Annotated in this window: 17 protein-coding genes; 5 read left to right on the top strand and 12 right to left on the bottom strand. The window is 69.2% G+C overall.

Annotation, left to right across the window (positions count from 1 at the left end; translation table 11 throughout):
* Positions 1 to 27: 27 nt before the first annotated feature.
* Positions 28 to 1,275, bottom strand: a complete 1,248-nt coding sequence (locus HWX55_RS23435) for an MFS transporter (RefSeq protein ID WP_244140631.1) — start codon at positions 1,273 to 1,275, stop codon at positions 28 to 30.
* Positions 1,272 to 2,468 carry a serine hydrolase domain-containing protein gene (locus HWX55_RS23430; protein WP_175977453.1) on the bottom strand — a complete coding sequence of 399 codons (1,197 nt, stop codon included), beginning with the start codon at positions 2,466 to 2,468 and terminating at the stop codon, positions 1,272 to 1,274. The genes HWX55_RS23435 and HWX55_RS23430 overlap by 4 nt, the downstream gene beginning before the upstream one ends.
* 113 nt (positions 2,469 to 2,581) lie before the next feature.
* Here HWX55_RS23430 and HWX55_RS23425 point away from each other — a divergent pair, with 113 nt between their 5' ends.
* A complete protein-coding gene (locus HWX55_RS23425) occupies positions 2,582 to 3,466 on the top strand; it encodes a LysR family transcriptional regulator (RefSeq protein WP_175977452.1) in 885 nt (294 codons plus the stop codon).
* 25 nt (positions 3,467 to 3,491) lie between these two features.
* Here the strand turns inward: HWX55_RS23425 and ugpC are convergent, their stop codons facing one another.
* From ugpC to HWX55_RS23385, 8 genes are all read right to left on the bottom strand, one after another.
* Positions 3,492 to 4,601: a sn-glycerol-3-phosphate ABC transporter ATP-binding protein UgpC gene (ugpC, locus tag HWX55_RS23420; RefSeq protein ID WP_175977451.1), complete on the bottom strand. Its 1,110-nt coding sequence runs from the start codon at positions 4,599 to 4,601 to the stop codon at positions 3,492 to 3,494.
* Between the two features lie 62 nt (positions 4,602 to 4,663).
* Entirely contained in the window at positions 4,664 to 5,392 is a 729-nt protein-coding gene (locus HWX55_RS23415) for an HAD family phosphatase (RefSeq protein WP_175977450.1), read from the bottom strand.
* Entirely contained in the window at positions 5,389 to 6,240 is an 852-nt protein-coding gene (locus HWX55_RS23410; RefSeq protein ID WP_175977449.1) for a carbohydrate ABC transporter permease, read from the bottom strand. Before HWX55_RS23410 ends, HWX55_RS23415 begins: the two co-directional genes overlap by 4 nt.
* Complete coding sequence (locus HWX55_RS23405) at positions 6,237 to 7,190, bottom strand: sugar ABC transporter permease (RefSeq protein ID WP_175977448.1); 954 nt, start codon at positions 7,188 to 7,190, stop codon at positions 6,237 to 6,239. Before HWX55_RS23405 ends, HWX55_RS23410 begins: the two co-directional genes overlap by 4 nt.
* 114 nt (positions 7,191 to 7,304) lie before the next feature.
* Positions 7,305 to 8,630 carry a sugar ABC transporter substrate-binding protein gene (locus tag HWX55_RS23400; RefSeq protein ID WP_006477974.1) on the bottom strand — a complete coding sequence of 442 codons (1,326 nt, stop codon included), beginning with the start codon at positions 8,628 to 8,630 and terminating at the stop codon, positions 7,305 to 7,307.
* A gap of 71 nt (positions 8,631 to 8,701) precedes the next feature.
* Complete coding sequence (locus HWX55_RS23395; protein ID WP_175977447.1) at positions 8,702 to 10,066, bottom strand: D-tagatose-bisphosphate aldolase, class II, non-catalytic subunit; 1,365 nt, start codon at positions 10,064 to 10,066, stop codon at positions 8,702 to 8,704.
* Complete coding sequence (locus HWX55_RS23390) at positions 10,054 to 11,010, bottom strand: sugar kinase (RefSeq protein WP_175977446.1); 957 nt, start codon at positions 11,008 to 11,010, stop codon at positions 10,054 to 10,056. The genes HWX55_RS23395 and HWX55_RS23390 overlap by 13 nt, the downstream gene beginning before the upstream one ends.
* A gap of 79 nt (positions 11,011 to 11,089) precedes the next feature.
* Positions 11,090 to 11,866, bottom strand: coding sequence for an L-iditol 2-dehydrogenase (locus HWX55_RS23385; RefSeq protein WP_050016989.1), 777 nt, complete (start codon positions 11,864 to 11,866; stop codon positions 11,090 to 11,092).
* 330 nt (positions 11,867 to 12,196) lie between these two features.
* On the opposite strand from HWX55_RS23385, the gene HWX55_RS23380 reads away from it, so the two are divergent.
* From HWX55_RS23380 to HWX55_RS23365, 4 genes are read left to right on the top strand one after another with little or no spacing between them, the layout of a single operon-like run.
* Positions 12,197 to 12,658: a Fur family transcriptional regulator gene (locus HWX55_RS23380; RefSeq protein ID WP_050017093.1), complete on the top strand. Its 462-nt coding sequence runs from the start codon at positions 12,197 to 12,199 to the stop codon at positions 12,656 to 12,658.
* A gap of 46 nt (positions 12,659 to 12,704) precedes the next feature.
* Positions 12,705 to 13,616 carry a metal ABC transporter solute-binding protein gene (locus HWX55_RS23375; protein WP_175977445.1) on the top strand — a complete coding sequence of 304 codons (912 nt, stop codon included), beginning with the start codon at positions 12,705 to 12,707 and terminating at the stop codon, positions 13,614 to 13,616.
* A 21-nt stretch (positions 13,617 to 13,637) separates the two neighbouring features.
* The gene (locus HWX55_RS23370; RefSeq protein WP_050016985.1) at positions 13,638 to 14,528 is read left to right on the top strand and encodes an ABC transporter ATP-binding protein; all 891 of its coding nucleotides are present in this window, start codon (positions 13,638 to 13,640) and stop codon (positions 14,526 to 14,528) included.
* Positions 14,521 to 15,303 carry a metal ABC transporter permease gene (locus tag HWX55_RS23365; RefSeq protein ID WP_175977444.1) on the top strand — a complete coding sequence of 261 codons (783 nt, stop codon included), beginning with the start codon at positions 14,521 to 14,523 and terminating at the stop codon, positions 15,301 to 15,303. Before HWX55_RS23370 ends, HWX55_RS23365 begins: the two co-directional genes overlap by 8 nt.
* A 114-nt stretch (positions 15,304 to 15,417) precedes the next feature.
* Here the strand turns inward: HWX55_RS23365 and fghA are convergent, their stop codons facing one another.
* Together fghA and HWX55_RS23355 are read right to left on the bottom strand one after the other, a co-directional pair.
* Entirely contained in the window at positions 15,418 to 16,266 is an 849-nt protein-coding gene (gene fghA / locus HWX55_RS23360; protein ID WP_175977443.1) for an S-formylglutathione hydrolase, read from the bottom strand.
* Positions 16,267 to 16,282: 16 nt separating this feature from the next.
* Positions 16,283 to 17,389 carry an S-(hydroxymethyl)glutathione dehydrogenase/class III alcohol dehydrogenase gene (locus HWX55_RS23355; RefSeq protein ID WP_006483756.1) on the bottom strand — a complete coding sequence of 369 codons (1,107 nt, stop codon included), beginning with the start codon at positions 17,387 to 17,389 and terminating at the stop codon, positions 16,283 to 16,285.
* Positions 17,390 to 17,441 lie beyond the last annotated feature (52 nt).

Here is a 17,441-nt window from a genome sequence, read left to right as displayed (position 1 = left end):
GCGGCCGTCGCCGTCGCACACGCCCGCTCAAGTCGCGCGCGGCGCCGGAAACGCATGCCGGCGTGCGCGCCACGCGCCGACCCACGCCAGCGCCAGCAGCGCGACGAGCACCCACGGAATCGCGCCGGCGCCCGTCGCGCCGAGCAGCATCCCGCCCGCGACGCCGCCGCCGGCGATCGCGAGATTCCACACCGTCACTAGCATCGACTGCGCGACGTCGGCCGACTCCCCCGCCGCGTTCGCGGTGGCCGTCTGGAACAGCGTCGGCGCGCCGCCGAACGCGAGCCCCCACAGCACGACGCCCGCGTAGACGATCGGCATCCCGGAACCGGCGCCTAGCATCGCCGCCGCCAGCGCGAACAGTGCGATGCTCGCGAGCGTCAGGCGTCGCTGCGCAGCGCCGATCCATGTACCCGTCAGCACGATGCCGACGAGCGACGCGACGCCGAACACGAACAGCACCACGTCGACCTGCGCACCCATCCGCACGCCCGCGAGGAACGGCGCGACATACGTGTACAGCATGTTGTGCGCGAGCACGTACGCGAACATCACCGTCAGCACCGTCCGTACGCCGGGCAGCGTCATCACGCCGAGCAGCGGCTCGCGCGCGCCGGCCTGCTGGCCCGGATAGTCGGGCACGCGCAGGCGAATCCAGCCGATCAGCGCGAGCGCCGCGACCGTGATCCCCGCGAATGCGACGCGCCAGCCGAACATCGCGCCGAGCGCGGTGCCGGCCGGAATGCCGATCGACATCGCTGCCGGTATGCCGAGCATCGCGACCGCGATCGCGCGGCCACGCAGCGACGGGTCGACCAGCCGGCTCGCGTAGCCCGCCAGCAGTGCCCACAGCAGCCCGGCCGACATCCCGGCGACGAAGCGCGCGGCCAGCGTGAGCGCGTAGTACGGCGACGCGGCCGTCACCGCATTCGACACGACGAACCCGGCCAGCGCCGCGAGCAGCAACCGGCGCCGGCGCATCGCGCGGGTCGCCGCAACGAGCGGAATCGCCGCGACGATCGAGCCGAGCGCATAGACGGTCACCAGCTGGCCGATCAGCGCCTCGGTCACGCGCAGGTCGGCGCTCATCAGCGGCAGCAGGCCGGCCGGCAGAGCTTCGGTGAGCACCGTGATGAAACCGGCCGTGGCAAGCGCGAGCAGGTTCGCGACGGGCAGGCGCGAGCGGCCCGGTGCAGACGAGACGGCCGCGGAATCGGCAACCCGGTCGGCGTCCGACGCGGAAACGGACGGGGAAGCGGATACGCACTCGCTCATGCCGCGCTCCGGTCGTCGACGCCATACACCGCATCGCGCACGTCGGTGACGATGCGCCCGTGCATCCCTTCGTACAACGTATTGGTCAGCGCGACGACCGTCAGCCCGGCCGCGCGGTCGACGAACCACGCATGCCCGTATGCGCCGCCCCAGCGCCAGGTGCCAACCGACTCCGGCGACTGCGCGGCCGCCGGATCGTGCAGCACCGAAAAGCCGAGCCCGAAACCGAATCCCGGCGCATCCGGCAAGTCGTGCGCGCCCGGCTGCACCCGCGCCATCTCGTCGATCCAGTGCGGTGCGAGCCAGCCGTCGAGGCCCGTGCGCAGCGTATCGAGCAGCGTCAGGCAATCGTGCGCGGTGCCGACCATGCCCGCGCCGCCCGACGGCCACGCGGTCGCATCGAACGCGCGCGCCGGCTCGAAGCGGATGCCGACCGTGCCGTCGAACACCGGCACGAGATCGTCATCGGCCATCCGGCGCGGCGCGCCCGCCGTGCTCACGTAAGGCGTCGCGACGCGCGCGGCGTCGTGCGCGACGAATCCGGTATCCGCCATCCCGAGCGGCGTCGTGACGAGCGCGGCCACCGCCTGCGCGAGCGGGCGGCCGTCGACCGCCTCGATCAGCGCACCCGCCACGTCGGTCGCGAGCGAATAGCCCCACGACGTGCCCGGCGCGAACTGTAGCGGCACGCCGGCGATGCGCTGCACGTTCTCGGCAAGCGACAGGCTCGCGCGATCCATCCCGTCGGATACGCCTGCCCGCGCATACGGGCCGTCGCCGTCCGCTTCGAAGAAGCGATAGCCGAGGCCGGCCGTATGCGACAGCAGATGCCGCAGCGTGATGGTCGCCGGCGTGCCGTCCGCGAGCGTCGGCGTGAACGCGGGGAGCCAGCGCGCGACCGGCTCGTCGAGCCCGATGCGGCCGGCCGCGACCAGCCGCATCGCGGCGGCCGTCACGATCGGCTTCGACACCGACGCGAGCCGGAACACCGTGTCCTCGCGCATCGGCGTGCCGGCTTCGCGATCGGCCAGCCCGGCCGCGCGCGCGTAGCGCAATTCGCCGTCGCGGGCGACCAGCACGACCGCGCCGACGACGCGCGCATCGGCCAGCGCGCGATCGAGCACGGCGTCGAGCCGCGTGCGCAGCGCGGCGTCCGGTTCTCTGCGGTGGGCGGTGACAGGCAGGGATGACATGGCGGGACCTCGAACGATGAAGGAAAGGCCATCGTAGGGAGCCGGCGCGGGAAGAAAAACCGGGGTAGAGTTCCGGACACTCCGGACATCGGTGTCCGCAATCGGGAACCTGCATGGAAAATCTTGGCGGTTTCGTCGTGTTCGTCCAGGTCGCGGAGACGCGCAGCTTCGTCGCGGCCGGCCGCGCGCTCGGACTGTCGGCGTCGGCGATCGGCAAACGCATCGCGCGCCTGGAGGCGCGCCTGAACGTGCGGCTGTTTCACCGCAGCACGCGCAGCATCACGCTGACAGCCGAAGGCGCGCGCTTTCTCGAACGGTGCCGGCGCGTGATCGCCGAAATCGACGCGGCGGAACAGGAACTGATGCACAGCGCCGAAGCGCCGCGCGGGCGGCTGCGCGTGAGCTTGCCGACGATCGGCACGCTGCTGCTGCCGGTGCTCGCCGATTTCATGGCCGCGTATCCGGAGATCGAACTCGACATCGATTTCAGCGACCGGCTCGTCGACGTGGTCGACGAAGGGTTCGACGCGGTACTGCGCACCGGCCGGCCGACGGATTCGCGGCTGTCGTCGCGGCTGCTCGGCCATTTCCGCCAGCACCTCGTCGCGTCGCCCGGCTACCTCGAGCTGCACGGCGCGCCGCGCACGCCGGCCGATCTCCCGCGGCATCGCTGCCTGCACTACCGCTTCCCGAGCAGCGGCAGGCTCGAGATCTGGCCGTTGCGCGCGCCGCGTGACGGCACGCCGCCGGAAGTACCCGTATCGATGGTCAGCAACAATGCGGAAACACGCCTCTGCTTCGCGCTGCGCGGGCTCGGCATCGCGTGCCTGCCGGAGTTCTTCGTCCACGACGCGCTGGCCGACGGCACGCTGCGCACGGTGCTCGACGAACATGTCGAGAGCCGCACGCCGTTCTACGTGCTGTGGCCGTCAGGCCGGCACCCGACGCCGAAGCTGCGCGCGTTCGTCGACTACATGGCCGAGCACCTGCGCCTCTGAGCCGCGCACGCGCACGTGCGGTGCGTCACGTCGCCTTCGCGTGTACGCTCAGCCGCCGGAACGCCTGCCCGTTTTCGTCGAACAGATGGCAGTGCTCGGCCTGCGCATGCACGCGCAGCGCGTCGCCGGTGCGGTACGTGTCGAGCGGCGGAATCCGCGCGATCAGCCCGTCCGGCGCGACGGCCGACTCCGCATACAGATACGCGGCATCGCCGAGCGACTCGACGGCCATCGTGCGCGCGGCAACGCCCGGCGCCGCCGCATCGACCAGCAGATGCTCGGGCCGCACGCCGACGGTCACCGCCGCGCCGCGCTGCAGCCCCGCCGCATCGACCGCGACACGCTGCGTCTCGCCGCTGTCGAAGCGCACAAGCACGCCGCCCGCATCGGCCGATTCGATCGTGCCCTTCAGGAAGTTCATCTTCGGCGAGCCGATGAAGCCCGCGACGAACTGGTTCGCCGGCGCGTGATAGAGCTCATTCGGCGTGCCGACCTGCTGCACCGCGCCGCCCGACAGCACGACGATCTTGTCGGCGAGCGTCATCGCCTCGACCTGGTCGTGCGTCACGTAGATCATCGTCGTCTTCAGCTCGTCGTGCAGTCGCGCGAACTCCAGCCGCATCTTCACGCGCAGCGCGGCGTCGAGGTTCGACAGCGGCTCGTCGAACAGGAACACCTTCGGCTTGCGCGTGATCGCGCGGCCGATCGCGACACGCTGCCGCTGGCCGCCCGACAGTTGCTTCGGCTTGCGGTCGAGCAGATGATCGATGTGCAGGATCTTCGCGGCCTGCTTCACGGCCTGGTCGATCTCGGGCTTCTTCGCGCCGGCCAGCTTCAGGCCGAACGCCATGTTGTCGTACAGCGTCATGTGCGGGTACAGCGCATACGACTGGAACACCATCGCGATGCCGCGCTTCGCGCTCGGCACGTCGTTGACCTTCGCGCCGTCGATCAGCAGGTCGCCGTTCGAAATGTCTTCGAGGCCGGCGATCATCCGCATCAGCGTGGATTTGCCGCAGCCGCTCGGGCCGACGAACACGACGAATTCGCCGTCGGCGATGTCGAGGTTCACGTTGCGCAGCACTTCGGTGTCGTCGTAGCGCTTCGCGATGTTGCGCAGGAGCACGCTTGCCATGATCTGTCTCCGTTCGTTCGTGATGCGCCGCGTTGAAAGCGGCGCGCCTTCGTTCCTGATTGCTAGTTCGGCAGCACCTCGCCCGTCGCCTGCCAGCGCGCGACGTAGCCGGGCAACTCGTGCATGTCGTCGAATACGTGACGCGCGCCGATGCCGCGCAGCGCGTCGATCTGGGCCGCCGATGCATGCCCGCCGCCGATGAAGCCGAGCACGGTCATGCCGGCCGCGGCCGCGGCGGTGATGCCGGTCACGCTGTCCTCGACGACGAGGCATTGCGCGGGCACCGCGCCGAGCGCGCGTGCGGCCGCCAGATACACGTCCGGCGCCGGCTTCGGCCGCGCGACCGCATCCGCGCAGAACAGCCGGTCGCCGAAGAAGCGCGCGAGGCCGGTGCGCGCGAGCGCCGCTTCGACGTACGCGCGATAGCTGTTGCTCGCGCAGGCCGTCGTCAGGTCGATCGCGGCCAGCGCCGCGTCGATGCCTTCGACCATCGGTGCATTGACGGCCGCCGCCTCGACCGCGCGGCGGATCGCGTCGACGTCGTCGGCCGATAGCGTGCGGCCCACGGCGTCGCTCGCGCCGGCCAGCACGCGCTCGATGCGCAGCCCGAGCAGCGGCATCACGGCCGGCCGCGCATCGACGCCCGGCCAGCGCGCATCGAGTTCGCGCACGATCACGTCGGCGGCGACGGCCTCGCTGTCGATCAGCACGCCGTCGCAATCGCAGATCAGCACGTTCATGCCGTGACCAGTCGTACGTTTGCCGGCCGCGCCTTTGCTTGCATCGCTCATTTAACCGCCCCGAACGTGAGCCCGCGCACGAGCTGCTTCTGCGACAGCCAGCCGACGATCAGGATCGGCGCGACCGCGAGCAGCGACGCCGCGGACAGCTTCGCCCAGAACAAGCCTTCGGGGCTCGAGTACGACGCGATGAATACGGTCAGCGGCGCCGCGTTCGAGCTCGACAGGTTGATGCTCCAGAACGCCTCGTTCCACGACAGGATCACGAGCAGCAGCGCGGTGGACGCGAGCCCCGGCAGCGCCATCGGCATCAGCAGGTAGACGATCTCCTGCCACGTCGACGCGCCGTCGATCCGCCCGGCCTCCAGGATGTCCTTCGGGATTTCGTTGAAGTACGTGAAGGTCATCCACACCGCGATCGGCAGGTTGATCAGCGTGTAGACGATCACGAGCCCCGACACCGTATCGAGCAGCCCCGCGTTCTTCCACAGCAGGTAGATCGGCACGAGCACGCCGACCGACGGCATCATCTTGGTCGACAGCATCCACAGCAGCACCTTCTGCGTGCGGTGGTTCGGGAAGAACGCCATCGCGTACGCGGCCGGCACCGCGAACAGCAGCGAGATCACCGTGACGCCGGCCGAGATCAGGATCGAATTCCACGCGAACCCGAAGTAGTTGCTGCGTGCGAACACCTCGCGGAAGCTGTCGAGCGTCGGGATGAAGAACAGCGACGACGCGTACGCCTGCTGCTCGGTCTTGAACGCGGTGATCGCCATCCAGAAGATCGGGAAGAACAGCAACAGCGCGATCAGCCACGCGAGCGTGCCGGGCAGCGCACGCCGCACGAGGTCGAACACGGCCGGCGTGCGCCGGCTTTCCAAAGTCAGGTCGCTCATTTCTCGTACTCCCCCTTCAGGTTGCGCGCGAGCATCCGCACCAGGAAGAACGACACGACGTTCGCGACCACGACGGCGATGATGCCGCCCGCGGACGCGAGGCCGACGTCGAACTGCTGCAGGCCGAGCGCATAGATCAGGTACGACAGGTTGGTCGTCGCGTCGCCGGGGCCGCCGCCGGTCGTCGTGTAGATTTCCGCGAAGATCGACAGCAGGAAGATCGTCTCCATCATCACGACCACGGCGATCGCGCGCTTCAGGTGCGGCAGCGTGATGTAGAAGAACATCGCGATCGGGCCGGCGCCGTCGATGCGCGCGGCTTCCTTCTGCTCCTGGTCGAGCGACTGGATCGCGGTGAACAGGATCAGGAACGCGAACGGCAGCCACTGCCATGCAACGATGATGATCACCGCGGTCAACGGGTAGTCGGCGAACCAGTCGATCGGCGTCATCCCGAGCGCGCGCATCGCATTCGCGACGAGCCCGTACACCGGATGCAGGATCATGTTCTTCCAGATCAGCGCGGAAACCGTCGGCATCACGAAGAACGGCGCGATCGCGAGCAGGCGCGCGACGCCCTGCCCGTAGAACTTGCGGTCGAACAGCACGGCCATCAGCACGCCGCCGATCACGGTGATCGCGAGCACCGCACCGATCAGCACGAGCGTGTGCCAGATCGCGGGCAGGAACGACGGATCGGTCGCGAGGAAGCGGTAGTTGTCGAATCCGGCGAAGCCCTTCACGTCCGGGTTCAGCAGGTTGTAGCGCGAGAACGAATACCAGATCGTCATCGCGAGCGGAATCGACATCCACAGCAGCAGCACCGCGACGGACGGCGAGACGAGCCAGCTCGCACCGCCGCGCGAGCGGCGCGGCGCACCGGGCGGCGACGACGCGTCGCCGACCGACGACGCGTGAGCGTGACTCAGGGGAAGACGCAGGTGACGCATGACGGAGTCCCTCCGGTTGATGCGCGGGCGCGAACGGCCTGCCCGCCTGTCAGCGTCGCCGGCCCCCAATCGTGTGCCATGGCGCACGATGCGGGCCGCGCGACGGCTTGCGCGTTACTTCTTGTAGCCGGCCTGCCGCACTGCGCGGTCGGCGGCGGCCTGGCCCGCGGCGAGCGCCTGGTCGACCGACATCTGGCCCGCGACCGCGCCCGCGATCGACTGGCCGACCACCGTGCCGAACGACTGGAATTCAGGAATCCCGACGTACTGCACGCCCGTGTACGGCACCTTCTTCAGCGACGGATCGTTCGGATCGGCCGTCTCGATCGCCTTCAGCACGAAGTCCGAGAACGGCGCGGCGGCCTTGTACTCGGCGCGCTGATACGTCGACGTGCGCGTGCCCGGCGGCACCGACGCCCAGCCTTCGTCCTTGCCGACCATCTCGATGTACTGCTTCGACGTCGCCCACGCGATGAACTTGCGCGCGGCGTCCTGCTGCTTCGACGTCTTCGGCACGGCCAGCGCCCACGCCCACAGCCAGTGCGAACCCTTCGGCGTCGCGGCGACCGGCGCGGCCGCGAAGCCGATCTTGTCGGCCACCTGCGACTGCTGCTTGTTGTAGAGCATCCCGGCCGCGACCGTCGCGTCGATCCACATCGCGCACTTGCCGGACGCGGTCAGCGTCAGGTTCTCGTTGAAGCCGTTCGAACTCGCGCCCGGCGGGCCGTTCTTCTTCAGCAGGTTCACGTAGAAATTGATCGCCTTCTTCCATTCGGGCGACGTGAGCTGCGCATTCCAGTTCTCGTCGAACCAGCGCCCGCCGAACGTGTTCACGACCGTCGACACGTACGCCATGTTCTCGCCCCAGCCGGCCTTGCCGCGCAGGCAGATCCCGTAGGTGCCCTTCGACTTGTCGGTCAGCTTGTCCGCGAATTCGGCGATCTGGTCGTAGGTCGGCTGGTCGGGCATCTTCAGCCCCTTCGCCGCGAACAGGTCCTTGCGGTAGAACGTCATCGAGCTTTCGACGTAGAACGGCAGCGCGTACAGCTGGCCGTTGTACGACAGACTGTCGCGCGCGGTCTTCACGATGTCGTTCAGGTCGTAGTCGGCGGGCAGCCCCGTGATCGGCGCGAGCCAGCCGCGCTTGCCCCACTGCGGCGTTTCGTAGGTGCCGATCGCCATCACGTCGAACTGGCCGCTGCCGGTCGTGATGTCGGTCGTCGCGCGCTGGCGCAGCACGTTCTCCTCGAGGATCACCCAGTTCAGCTTGATGTCGGGGTTCGCCTTCTCGAACGCCGGCGACAGCTTCTTCAACTCGATCATGTCGGGGTTGTTCAGCGTCGCGATCGTCAGCGTGCCGGCGGACGCCGCGCAGGCCGCCGTCGCGAGCGCGGCTCCGGCGAAACAGCGTGCGGCGGCGTCGAGCATCTTTCGTTGCATGGCATGTCTCCTGTGATTGTTCGAAATGTCGTCGGTCTTGCGTGGTGTTGCGTCGCTTCCTTCGCGGCCCGTCATGCCGGCCGCTGCATCCCGCACGCGCGCGCATAGTGCGCGATCACGTCGCGTATCCGGTGGCGCACCCATGCGCGCGGCTCCTTCGCGAGGCCGCCCGCGCGGCACGCCGCGTAGACGTCCGGCAGCCACTGCGCGACGAGCGTCTCCGGCACCGGCTGCCGCGCGAGGTTGTCGAACAGTTGCTCGACCGCGGCTGCGACGGCCGGCTGCAGCCAGTAATAGCGGATGCGGTCGCTGTAGCTGAACTGGCGCGCAAGCCGCTGCGCGGTTTCGTCGCCGCGGTAGTACGGCGCCCAGTGCTCGGGCTGCGCGCGCATCGCCGCGTCGACGACGTCGCGCAACCGCGAGCGCTGCGCGACGTCGTCGATCAGCGCGTCCTCGATGTACGTCAGCGCGAACAGCGCCTCGCGCAGCGCGAACGTCAGCGCGGGGCCGACCTTCAACACCGCGAAGTGGTCGCGCACGAGCGCGGCGAGCGCGGCTTCGGTCTGATAATCGGTCGAATGCGCTTCGAACACGAGGCGCGGTGTCTGCAGGATACTCGCGCCGAGCGACGCCGCCTTCGCGCTGTCGTAATCGAGCACGTGACGATCGTCGAAGTCGACGCCCGGCTGCGCGACGATCGCGACCACGCGCGTCCACGCATCGTCGAGCCCGGCCGCCGAGAACGCGCGGCGGTGCGCATCGAGCGTCGCGGCGATGCTGTCGCTGCGCGTGACCGAGATCCGCGCGATCGCGTCGCCGCTCGCGTCGGTACCGGCCTCGCCGCTCACTTCGCCGCCCGGCGTCGGCACCTCGGTGCCGATCACGTAGACGGGCGCGATCCCGGCGCGCGCCGCCGCATCTTCCGCGATGCGGCACAGCTCGGCCGCGCGCGCGGCGATCGTGCGATCGTCGAGCCGCGCCGGATCGTCCGCGCACGCCATGCTCGCATCGAGGTGGATCTTTTCGAACCCGGCTTCGACGTAGGCCGCGACCATCGCGGCCGCTTCGCGCATCGCGTCGGCCGCGCGACGGTGCCGCCACGGGTTCGGGCCGAGATGGTCGCCGCCGAGCACGAGCGCCGACGGCGCGAGCCCGCAGCGTGCGGCGATCGCATCGACGTCGCGACGAAAATCCGCGGGCGTCATGCCCGTATAGCCGCCGAGATGGTTCACCTGATTGCAGGTCGCCTCGATCAGCAGCGGCGAGCCGTCCGCGCGCGCCGCTTCGCACGCGGCCTCCAGCACGAGCCGGTGCGCGCTGCAGATCGAATAGATGCCGCGCTGCGCGTCCGCGCGGTTCGCGTCGAAGATCATCCGCAGCACGGTATCCGCGTGCGCGGTGCGCGTGCGCTCGGCAACGGTCGTCAGGCCGGACATGCGATACCTCGTTCGGTCAGGAAGCGGTCGATCTCGGCCGCGCTGCTGTTGCCTTCCATCGGGCCGCGCCGCGTGACGGCGATCGCGCCGGCCGCGTTCGCGCGGCGCAGCGCGACGTCGACGGCCAAGCCCGCGACGAGGCTCGCGACCAGCGTGCCGCCGAAGCAGTCGCCGGCGCCGGTCGGATCGACTTCGTCGACCGGAAAGGCCGGCGCTTCAGCCCGGTTCGCGCGATCGAACGCGACGCTGCCTTGCGCGCCGCGCTTGAGCACGACGCGCTCGAGCAATGGATGCGTCGCGAGCAGGCCCGCGATCGCGCGCTCGGCCGGCTGCGGCCCGCAGAAGAACGGCAGGTCGGCTTCGCTCGGCAGGAACAGGTGGCACGCGGCGAGCATCTCGTCGAGCGCCGCGCGCATCGGGCGGAAGCTCAGCATTTCGGGCCGCACGTTCGGATCGAACGACACCTTGGCGCCCGCGCGCGCGGCCTCGATCACGCCGCGCTGCGCGGCCGCGATCGCCGATTCGCTCGTCAGCGACGAGCCCATCACGTGGAAGTAGCGGCAGCCGTCGAACATCGCGGTGTCGACGTCGGACGCATCGACGCACGCGGCCGCACTGGTCGACAGCGTGAACACGAAACTGCGCGAGCCGTCGTCGCGATACGCGACGAACGCGGTGCCGGTCGGGCGCGCGACGCGGCGGATGCGCGCGACGTCGACACCGTCGCGGGCGAGCCGCGCGACGATCGCATCGCCGAACGCGTCGCGGCCGACGCAGCCCGCATACGCGACGCGCGCGCCGAGCCGCGCGGCCTGATCGGCGAAGATCGCCGGCGCGCCGCTCGGGAACGGCCCTTCGAACAGGCCGGGCGTATCGAAGCCCTGGCCGCGCTCGACGGCGACGAATTCGGCCAGCAACTCGCCGGCGACGACGATCTCGGCCATCAGGCGAGCCCTCCTCGGTCGACGGCGGCCGCCGCGTCGCGGGCCGGCCGGCAGGTGGCGCGTGCGAGCGGCAGCATTTTCAGCTCATCCAGTTGCCGCCGTCGACGTTCAGCGTCTGGGCGGTGATGTAGTCGGCGTCGGCCGACGCGAGGAACAGCGCGGCGCCCGTCAGGTCGCCCGGCACGCCCATGCGCCCGAGCGGCACCGCTTCGCCGACGAGCCGCTTCTTCTCGCCGAGCGGCCGGTTCTCGTAGCGCGCGAACAGCGCATCGACCTGCTCCCACATCGGCGTGTCGACCACGCCCGGCGCGATGCCGTTCACGTTGATCCGGTGTGGCGCGAGCGCCAGCGCGGCCGACTGCGTATAGCTGATCACCGCGGCCTTGGTCGCGCAGTAGTGCGAAACGAGCGCCTCGCCGCGACGGCCGGCCTGCGACGACATGTTGACGATCTTGCCGCCGCGCCCCTGCTCGACCATCCGCTGCGCGACGGCCTGCATCAGGAAGAACAGCCCTTTCACGTTGACCGAGAACAGCCGATCGAACACGTCCCACGATTCGTCGAGGAGCGGGCGCATGTCGAACAGCGCCGCGTTGTTGAACAGGATGTCGACGCCGCCGAAGCGCTCGACCGCCGTCGCGACGATCCGCTCGATGTCGTCGCGGCGCGTGACGTCGGCCGTGACGGCCACCGCGCGGCCGGGGTTGGACTCGATCAGCCGCGCGAGCGAACCGCCTGCCGGCTTCACGTCGACGAGCACGCAGCGCGCGCCCTCGTCCAGATAGCGTTGCGCGACCGCTTCGCCGATGCCGCTTGCGGCGCCCGTCAGGATCGCGACCTTGTGTTCCAGTCTCACTGGCTGTCTCCGGTTCGTTCTTGCTGCACGACGGTCGCGAGGTGAGCGAACGCTCTCCGACCGATCAATTGCTCTGTTAGTGATCGAATGATCGGATACGCGATACGCGCTGTCAAGACGACGCGACGGCTTTCTATGACGCGCTGCGGCACGACGGCGCACGGCTGCATCCCACCGCGCCCGCGCTGCAAGGCGAGAAGCGTACGGTGCGGCGCAGTGGCATCGATGCTGAAGGGGATGGAGGAAGGACGGAAAACGGAATTCGCGCTGCACGGCGCAGCGATACGTTATATCATCGCGATACTGTGTTTCATCGCCCTGCTTCACGCCATGGCTACCTCATCGTCCATTGACGCCCGGCTGTCCCGGGCCGACGCATTCGCCGCCGAGCACGGGCTCGCGTGGACGCCGCTGCGTCGCCAGGTCTACGAACGCGTGCTGGCCGCGCAGCGCCCGATCGGCGCGTACGACCTGCTCGCCGAACTCGAACCGCAACGCGGCCGCGTGCCGCCGACGACCGTCTACCGCGCGCTGGATTTCCTCGTCGAGCACGGCTTCATCCACCGGATCGAATCGAAGAACGCGTTCCTCGCGTGCTGCGAGATCGGCGTGCCGCACGAAGGCCAGTTCCTGATCTGCGACTCGTGCGGCGACACCGTCGAGATTCCCGGCAGCGACCTCGCGAAGCAGCTGTCCGCGAGCGAGCCCGCGCACGGTTTCGAAGTCCACCACCAGGTCGTCGAGCTGAACGGCCTGTGCGGGCACTGCAAGCGCAAGCCCGCGCAGCGCTGACGCCGCATCGCGCGGCGCCTGCGCCGCCCTTCCAACGAGGAGTTCCATGTCCATTGCCCTGAAGCGCGCGCCGCGGCGCGCCCTGTCGCCTGTCCGCTGGCTCGCCGCGGCCGTCGCCGCGCTGTCGTTCGCCGCGCCCGCGTTCGCGCAGGCCGCGACCGTCAACGTCGTCGCCGCGGAGAATTTCTACGGCGACGTCGCGTCGCAGATCGGCGGCCGCCACGTCGCGGTCACGAGCATCCTCAGCAATCCGGACCAGGATCCGCACCTGTTCGAAGCGAGCCCGAAGACGGCCCGCGCGCTGCAGCACGCGCAAGTCGTGATCTACAACGGCGTCGACTACGATCCGTGGATGGGCAAGCTGCTCGGCGCATCGAAGCAGGCGAAGCGCGCGACGATCGTCGTCGCCGACCTCGTCGGCAAGAAGGCCGGCGACAACCCGCACCTGTGGTACGACCCGGCGACGATGCCGGCGGCCGCCCGCGCGATCGCCGCCGAGCTCGGCCGCGCCGACCCGGCGAACCAGGCCGAGTACGAGGCGAACCTGCAGAAGTTCGTCGCGTCGCTGAAGCCCGTCGACGACAAGGTCGCCGCGCTGCGCGCGAAGTACAAGGGCGTGCCGGTGACGGCCACCGAGCCCGTGTTCGGCTACATGTCGGACGCGATCGGCCTCGACATGCGCAACCAGCGCTTCCAGCTCGCGACGATGAACGACACCGAGGCGAGCGCGCAGGATGTCGCCGCGTTCGAGGGCGACCTGCGCAAGAAGCAGGTGCGCGCACTGATCTACAACAGCCAGGCCGAAGAGCCGATGACCAAGCGCATGCTGAAGATCGCGCGCGACGGTGGCGTGCCGACCGTCAGCGTCACCGAAACGCAGCCGGCCGGCAAGACCTTCCAGCAATGGATGATCGGCCAGCTCGACGCGCTCGGCAGCGCGCTTTCAGCCGGCAAGTAAGTAATAGACGACCGTCACGACATGACCGCCACTCCCCACGCCCTCGCCCTCGATCGCGTCACGCTCGAACTGGGCGGCCGCACGATCCTGCGCGACGTCAGCTTCTCGATCGAGCCCGGCGAATTCGTCGGCGTGCTCGGGCCGAACGGCGCGGGCAAGACGACGCTGATGCGCGCGGTGCTCGGCCTCGTCCCCGTGTCGGCCGGCACGCTGTCGGTTGGCGGCGTGCCGGTCGTGCGCGGCAACGCGTCGATCGGCTACATGCCGCAGATCAGAAGCGGCCTCGCGAACCGCCGGATGCGCGGCTACGATTTCGTCGCGATGGCCGCCGACGGCCATCGCTGGGGCTTGCCGCACACGAACGCGGCCACGCGCCGCGACGTCGATCGCGTGCTCGATCTCGTCGGCGGCCCGTCGCTCGCGCGCCGGCCGCTGTCCGAACTGTCGGGTGGCGAGCGCCAACGGCTGCTGCTCGCGCAATGCCTGCTCGGCAACCCGAAGCTGCTGCTGCTCGACGAGCCGCTGATCAGCCTCGATCCGAACCACCAGCGCGGCGTGGTCGAACTCGTGCGCAACGTGCAGCGCGAGCTCGGCATCACCGTGCTGTTCTCCGCGCACGAGCTGAATCCGCTGCTGAACGCGCTCGACCGCGTGCTGTATCTCGGCAACGGCGTGGCCGCGCTCGGCACCGTCGACGAGGTGATCACGAAGCCCGTGCTGTCGCGGCTCTACGGATCGCCGATCGACGTGATGCGCGTGAACGGCAAGATCTTCGTGATGTCCGGCGACGTCGAGATCGAGAAACACGATCACGAACACGAGGACGACGACGGCCATTCGCACGGCGGTGGCGGCGGCCACGGCCATCACCACCACGGACACGCTCATCCCGGGCATTCGCACGATGTTTGAATACGACTTCATGATCAACGCGTTCGCCGCGTCGGGGATCGTCGCGGTGCTCGCGGGCATCGTCGGCTATTTCCTGGTGCTGCGCGGGCAGACTTTCGCCGGCCACGCGCTGTCGCACGTCGGCTTCACCGGCGCGACGGGCGCGGTGCTGCTCGGCATCTCGCCGATCTGGGGGATGGTCGGCTTCACGCTCGCGGCCGGGATCGGCATGGGTGCGCTCGGCGAAAAGCTCGCGGGCCGCGACGTCGCGATCGGCGTGATCCTGTCCGGCGCGCTCGGCTTCGGCCTGCTGTTCCTGCACTTCTACACGTCGTTCGCGACGCAGGTCACCGCGCTGCTGTTCGGCAACGTGCTCGCGGTCAGCCACGACACGCTCGCGGTGCTCGCGGGCATCGGCGCGGTGAGCCTCGCCGCGCTCGCGCTGATCGCACGGCCGCTGCTGTTCGCGTCGCTGCAGCCCGAACTGGCCGAAGCGAAGGGCGTGTCGCTGCGCACGGTGTCGATGCTGTTCCTCGCGGTGTGCGCGCTCGCGGTGGCCGCGGCGACGCAGATCGTCGGCGTGCTGCTCGTGTTCACGCTGCTGGTGGGGCCGGCCGCGGCCGCGCAGAACGTGTCGACGCGACTGTCGACGGGCGTGCTGCTCGCCGCGCTGTTCGCGCTATCCGAAGCGTGGGCCGGCATCGTGCTCGCGTATCACACCGACTGGCCGACGAGCTTCTGGATTACCGCGCTGTCGGCGCTCGTGTATGGGGCGAGCTTGTTGCGACGCAACTGATCGCGCGCGACATCAATGAAAACGCCGGCGTGCCCTGGGGCAGCGCCGGCGTTTTTTTTACGCGCCCGCGATTGCATGCGGCGCGCCGTGTGCGTTACCTGCTTGCGCTACCGCTCACCGCGCCAGCACACGCGCATGATGCGCGAGGTGATCGGCGATGAACGTCGAGATGAAGTAGTAACCGTGGTCGTAGCCCGGATGGCGGCGCAGCGTCAGCGGCTGGCCGGCCTTCGCGCACGCGGTCTCGAACACGTCGGGGTTCAGCTGGTTCGCGAGGAATTGATCGGCCAGCCCTTGGTCGATGAGAATGCCGTCCGCGAACTTCGGCGCATCGGCACGGGCGACCAGCTCGCTCGCGTCGTGCGCCTTCCACGCATCGCGATCGGCGCCGAGATAACCGGAGAACGCCTTCTCGCCCCACGGGCAGCGCGTCGGCGCGGCGATCGGCGCGAACGCCGATACCGACCGGTACAGGCCCGGATGACGCAACGCGAGCGTCAGCGCGCCGTGCCCGCCCATCGAGTGACCGAAGATGCCGAGCCGCGCGCCGTCGATCGGCAGCTCGGCCACGACGAGCTCGCGCAGCTCGCAGGTCACGTACGACTCCATCCGGTAATGCGTCGACCATGGCGCTTGGGTCGCGTCGACGTAGAAACCCGCGCCGACGCCGAAGTCCCACGCATCGGTCTCGCCCGGCACGCCCGCGCCGCGCGGGCTCGTGTCGGGCATCACGAGCGCGATGCCGTGCTGCGCCGCGTATTGCTGCGCGCCGGCCTTGATCGCGAACGTCTCGTCGGTGCACGTGAGCCCCGCGAGATAGAACAGCGCCGGCACGCGGCCCTGCGCGGCCTGCGGCGGCAGGTACACCGAGAACTTCATCGGCAGGCCGATGGCCGCCGAATCGTGACGGTAGAAACGCTGCTCGCCGCCGTGGCACGCATGCGAGGAAACGAGTTCGAGCATGGCGGTACGCTCCCGGTCAGTACAGCACGACCGAGCGGATCGACTCGCCGGCCTTCATCAGGTCGAAGCCTTCGTTGATCCGCTCGAGCGGCAGCGTATGCGTGATCAGGTCGTCGATGTTGATCTTGCCTTCCATGTACCAGTCGACGATCTTCGGCACGTCGGTACGCCCGCGCGCGCCGCCGAACGCCGAGCCCTTCCATTCGCGGCCCGTCACCAGCTGGAACGGACGCGTGCTGATTTCCTCGCCCGCTGCCGCCACGCCAATGATGAACGACTGGCCCCAGCCCTTGTGCGTGCATTCGAGCGCCTGGCGCATCAGCTTCACGTTGCCGACGCATTCGAACGAGTAGTCGGCGCCGCCGTCGGTCAGTTGCACGATGTGGTCGACCACGTTCTCGACTTCGTTCGGGTTGATGAAGTGGGTCATCCCGAACTTCTTCGCGAGCTCGACGCGCTTCGGGTTGATGTCGACGCCGATGATCTTGTCCGCGCCGACCATCTTCGCGCCCTGGATCACGTTCAGCCCGATCCCGCCGAGGCCGAATACGACCACGTTCGCGCCGGCCTCGACCTTCGCCGAGTACACGACCGCGCCGACGCCCGTCGTCACGCCGCAGCCGATGTAGCAGATCTTGTCGAACGGCGCGTCCTCGCGCACCTTCGCGACCGCGATCTCCGGCACGACGATGTAGTTCGAGAACGTCGACGTGCCCATGTAGTGGAACAGCGGCTTGCCGTCGAGCGAGAAGCGCGACGTCGCGTCCGGCATCAGGCCCTTGCCCTGCGTCGCGCGGATCTTCTGGCACAGGTTGGTCTTGCGCGACAGGCAGAACTTGCACTCGCGGCATTCGGGCGTGTAGAGCGGAATCACGTGGTCGCCCTTTCTCACGGTGCCGACGCCGGGGCCGACGTCGACCACCACGCCCGCGCCTTCATGGCCGAGGATCGCCGGGAAGATCCCTTCCGGATCGGCGCCCGATAGCGTGTAGTAGTCGGTATGGCAGATGCCCGTCGCCTTCACTTCGATCAGCACTTCGCCGGCGCGCGGCCCTTCGAGATCGACTTCCTCGATCGTCAGCGGCGCACCGGCCTTCCATGCAATCGCGGCTTTCGTTTTCATCGTGTCACTCCTGTGTGTCGGTGAGATCGGCCCGGGCCGGCGTGCGGCGCCG

It is taken from the genome of Burkholderia sp. BCC1047, from assembly GCF_902833155.1.
GTDB classification, from domain to species: Bacteria; Pseudomonadota; Gammaproteobacteria; order Burkholderiales; family Burkholderiaceae; genus Burkholderia; species Burkholderia sola.
This window is presented reverse-complemented; position numbering and strand designations above follow the sequence as displayed.

Coding starts and splice junctions, on each gene's coding strand:
- HWX55_RS23435 (WP_244140631.1), bottom strand. CDS start 1,275: ATGAGCGAGTGCGTATCCGCTTCCCCGTCCGTTTCCGCGTCGGACGCC.
- HWX55_RS23430 (WP_175977453.1), bottom strand. CDS start 2,468: ATGTCATCCCTGCCTGTCACCGCCCACCGCAGAGAACCGGACGCCGCG.
- HWX55_RS23425 (WP_175977452.1), top strand. CDS start 2,582: ATGGAAAATCTTGGCGGTTTCGTCGTGTTCGTCCAGGTCGCGGAGACG.
- ugpC (WP_175977451.1), bottom strand. CDS start 4,601: ATGGCAAGCGTGCTCCTGCGCAACATCGCGAAGCGCTACGACGACACC.
- HWX55_RS23415 (WP_175977450.1), bottom strand. CDS start 5,392: ATGAGCGATGCAAGCAAAGGCGCGGCCGGCAAACGTACGACTGGTCAC.
- HWX55_RS23410 (WP_175977449.1), bottom strand. CDS start 6,240: ATGAGCGACCTGACTTTGGAAAGCCGGCGCACGCCGGCCGTGTTCGAC.
- HWX55_RS23405 (WP_175977448.1), bottom strand. CDS start 7,190: ATGCGTCACCTGCGTCTTCCCCTGAGTCACGCTCACGCGTCGTCGGTC.
- HWX55_RS23400 (WP_006477974.1), bottom strand. CDS start 8,630: ATGCAACGAAAGATGCTCGACGCCGCCGCACGCTGTTTCGCCGGAGCC.
- HWX55_RS23395 (WP_175977447.1), bottom strand. CDS start 10,066: ATGTCCGGCCTGACGACCGTTGCCGAGCGCACGCGCACCGCGCACGCG.
- HWX55_RS23390 (WP_175977446.1), bottom strand. CDS start 11,010: ATGGCCGAGATCGTCGTCGCCGGCGAGTTGCTGGCCGAATTCGTCGCC.
- HWX55_RS23380 (WP_050017093.1), top strand. CDS start 12,197: ATGGCTACCTCATCGTCCATTGACGCCCGGCTGTCCCGGGCCGACGCA.
- HWX55_RS23375 (WP_175977445.1), top strand. CDS start 12,705: ATGTCCATTGCCCTGAAGCGCGCGCCGCGGCGCGCCCTGTCGCCTGTC.
- HWX55_RS23370 (WP_050016985.1), top strand. CDS start 13,638: ATGACCGCCACTCCCCACGCCCTCGCCCTCGATCGCGTCACGCTCGAA.
- HWX55_RS23365 (WP_175977444.1), top strand. CDS start 14,521: ATGTTTGAATACGACTTCATGATCAACGCGTTCGCCGCGTCGGGGATC.
- fghA (WP_175977443.1), bottom strand. CDS start 16,266: ATGCTCGAACTCGTTTCCTCGCATGCGTGCCACGGCGGCGAGCAGCGT.
- HWX55_RS23355 (WP_006483756.1), bottom strand. CDS start 17,389: ATGAAAACGAAAGCCGCGATTGCATGGAAGGCCGGTGCGCCGCTGACG.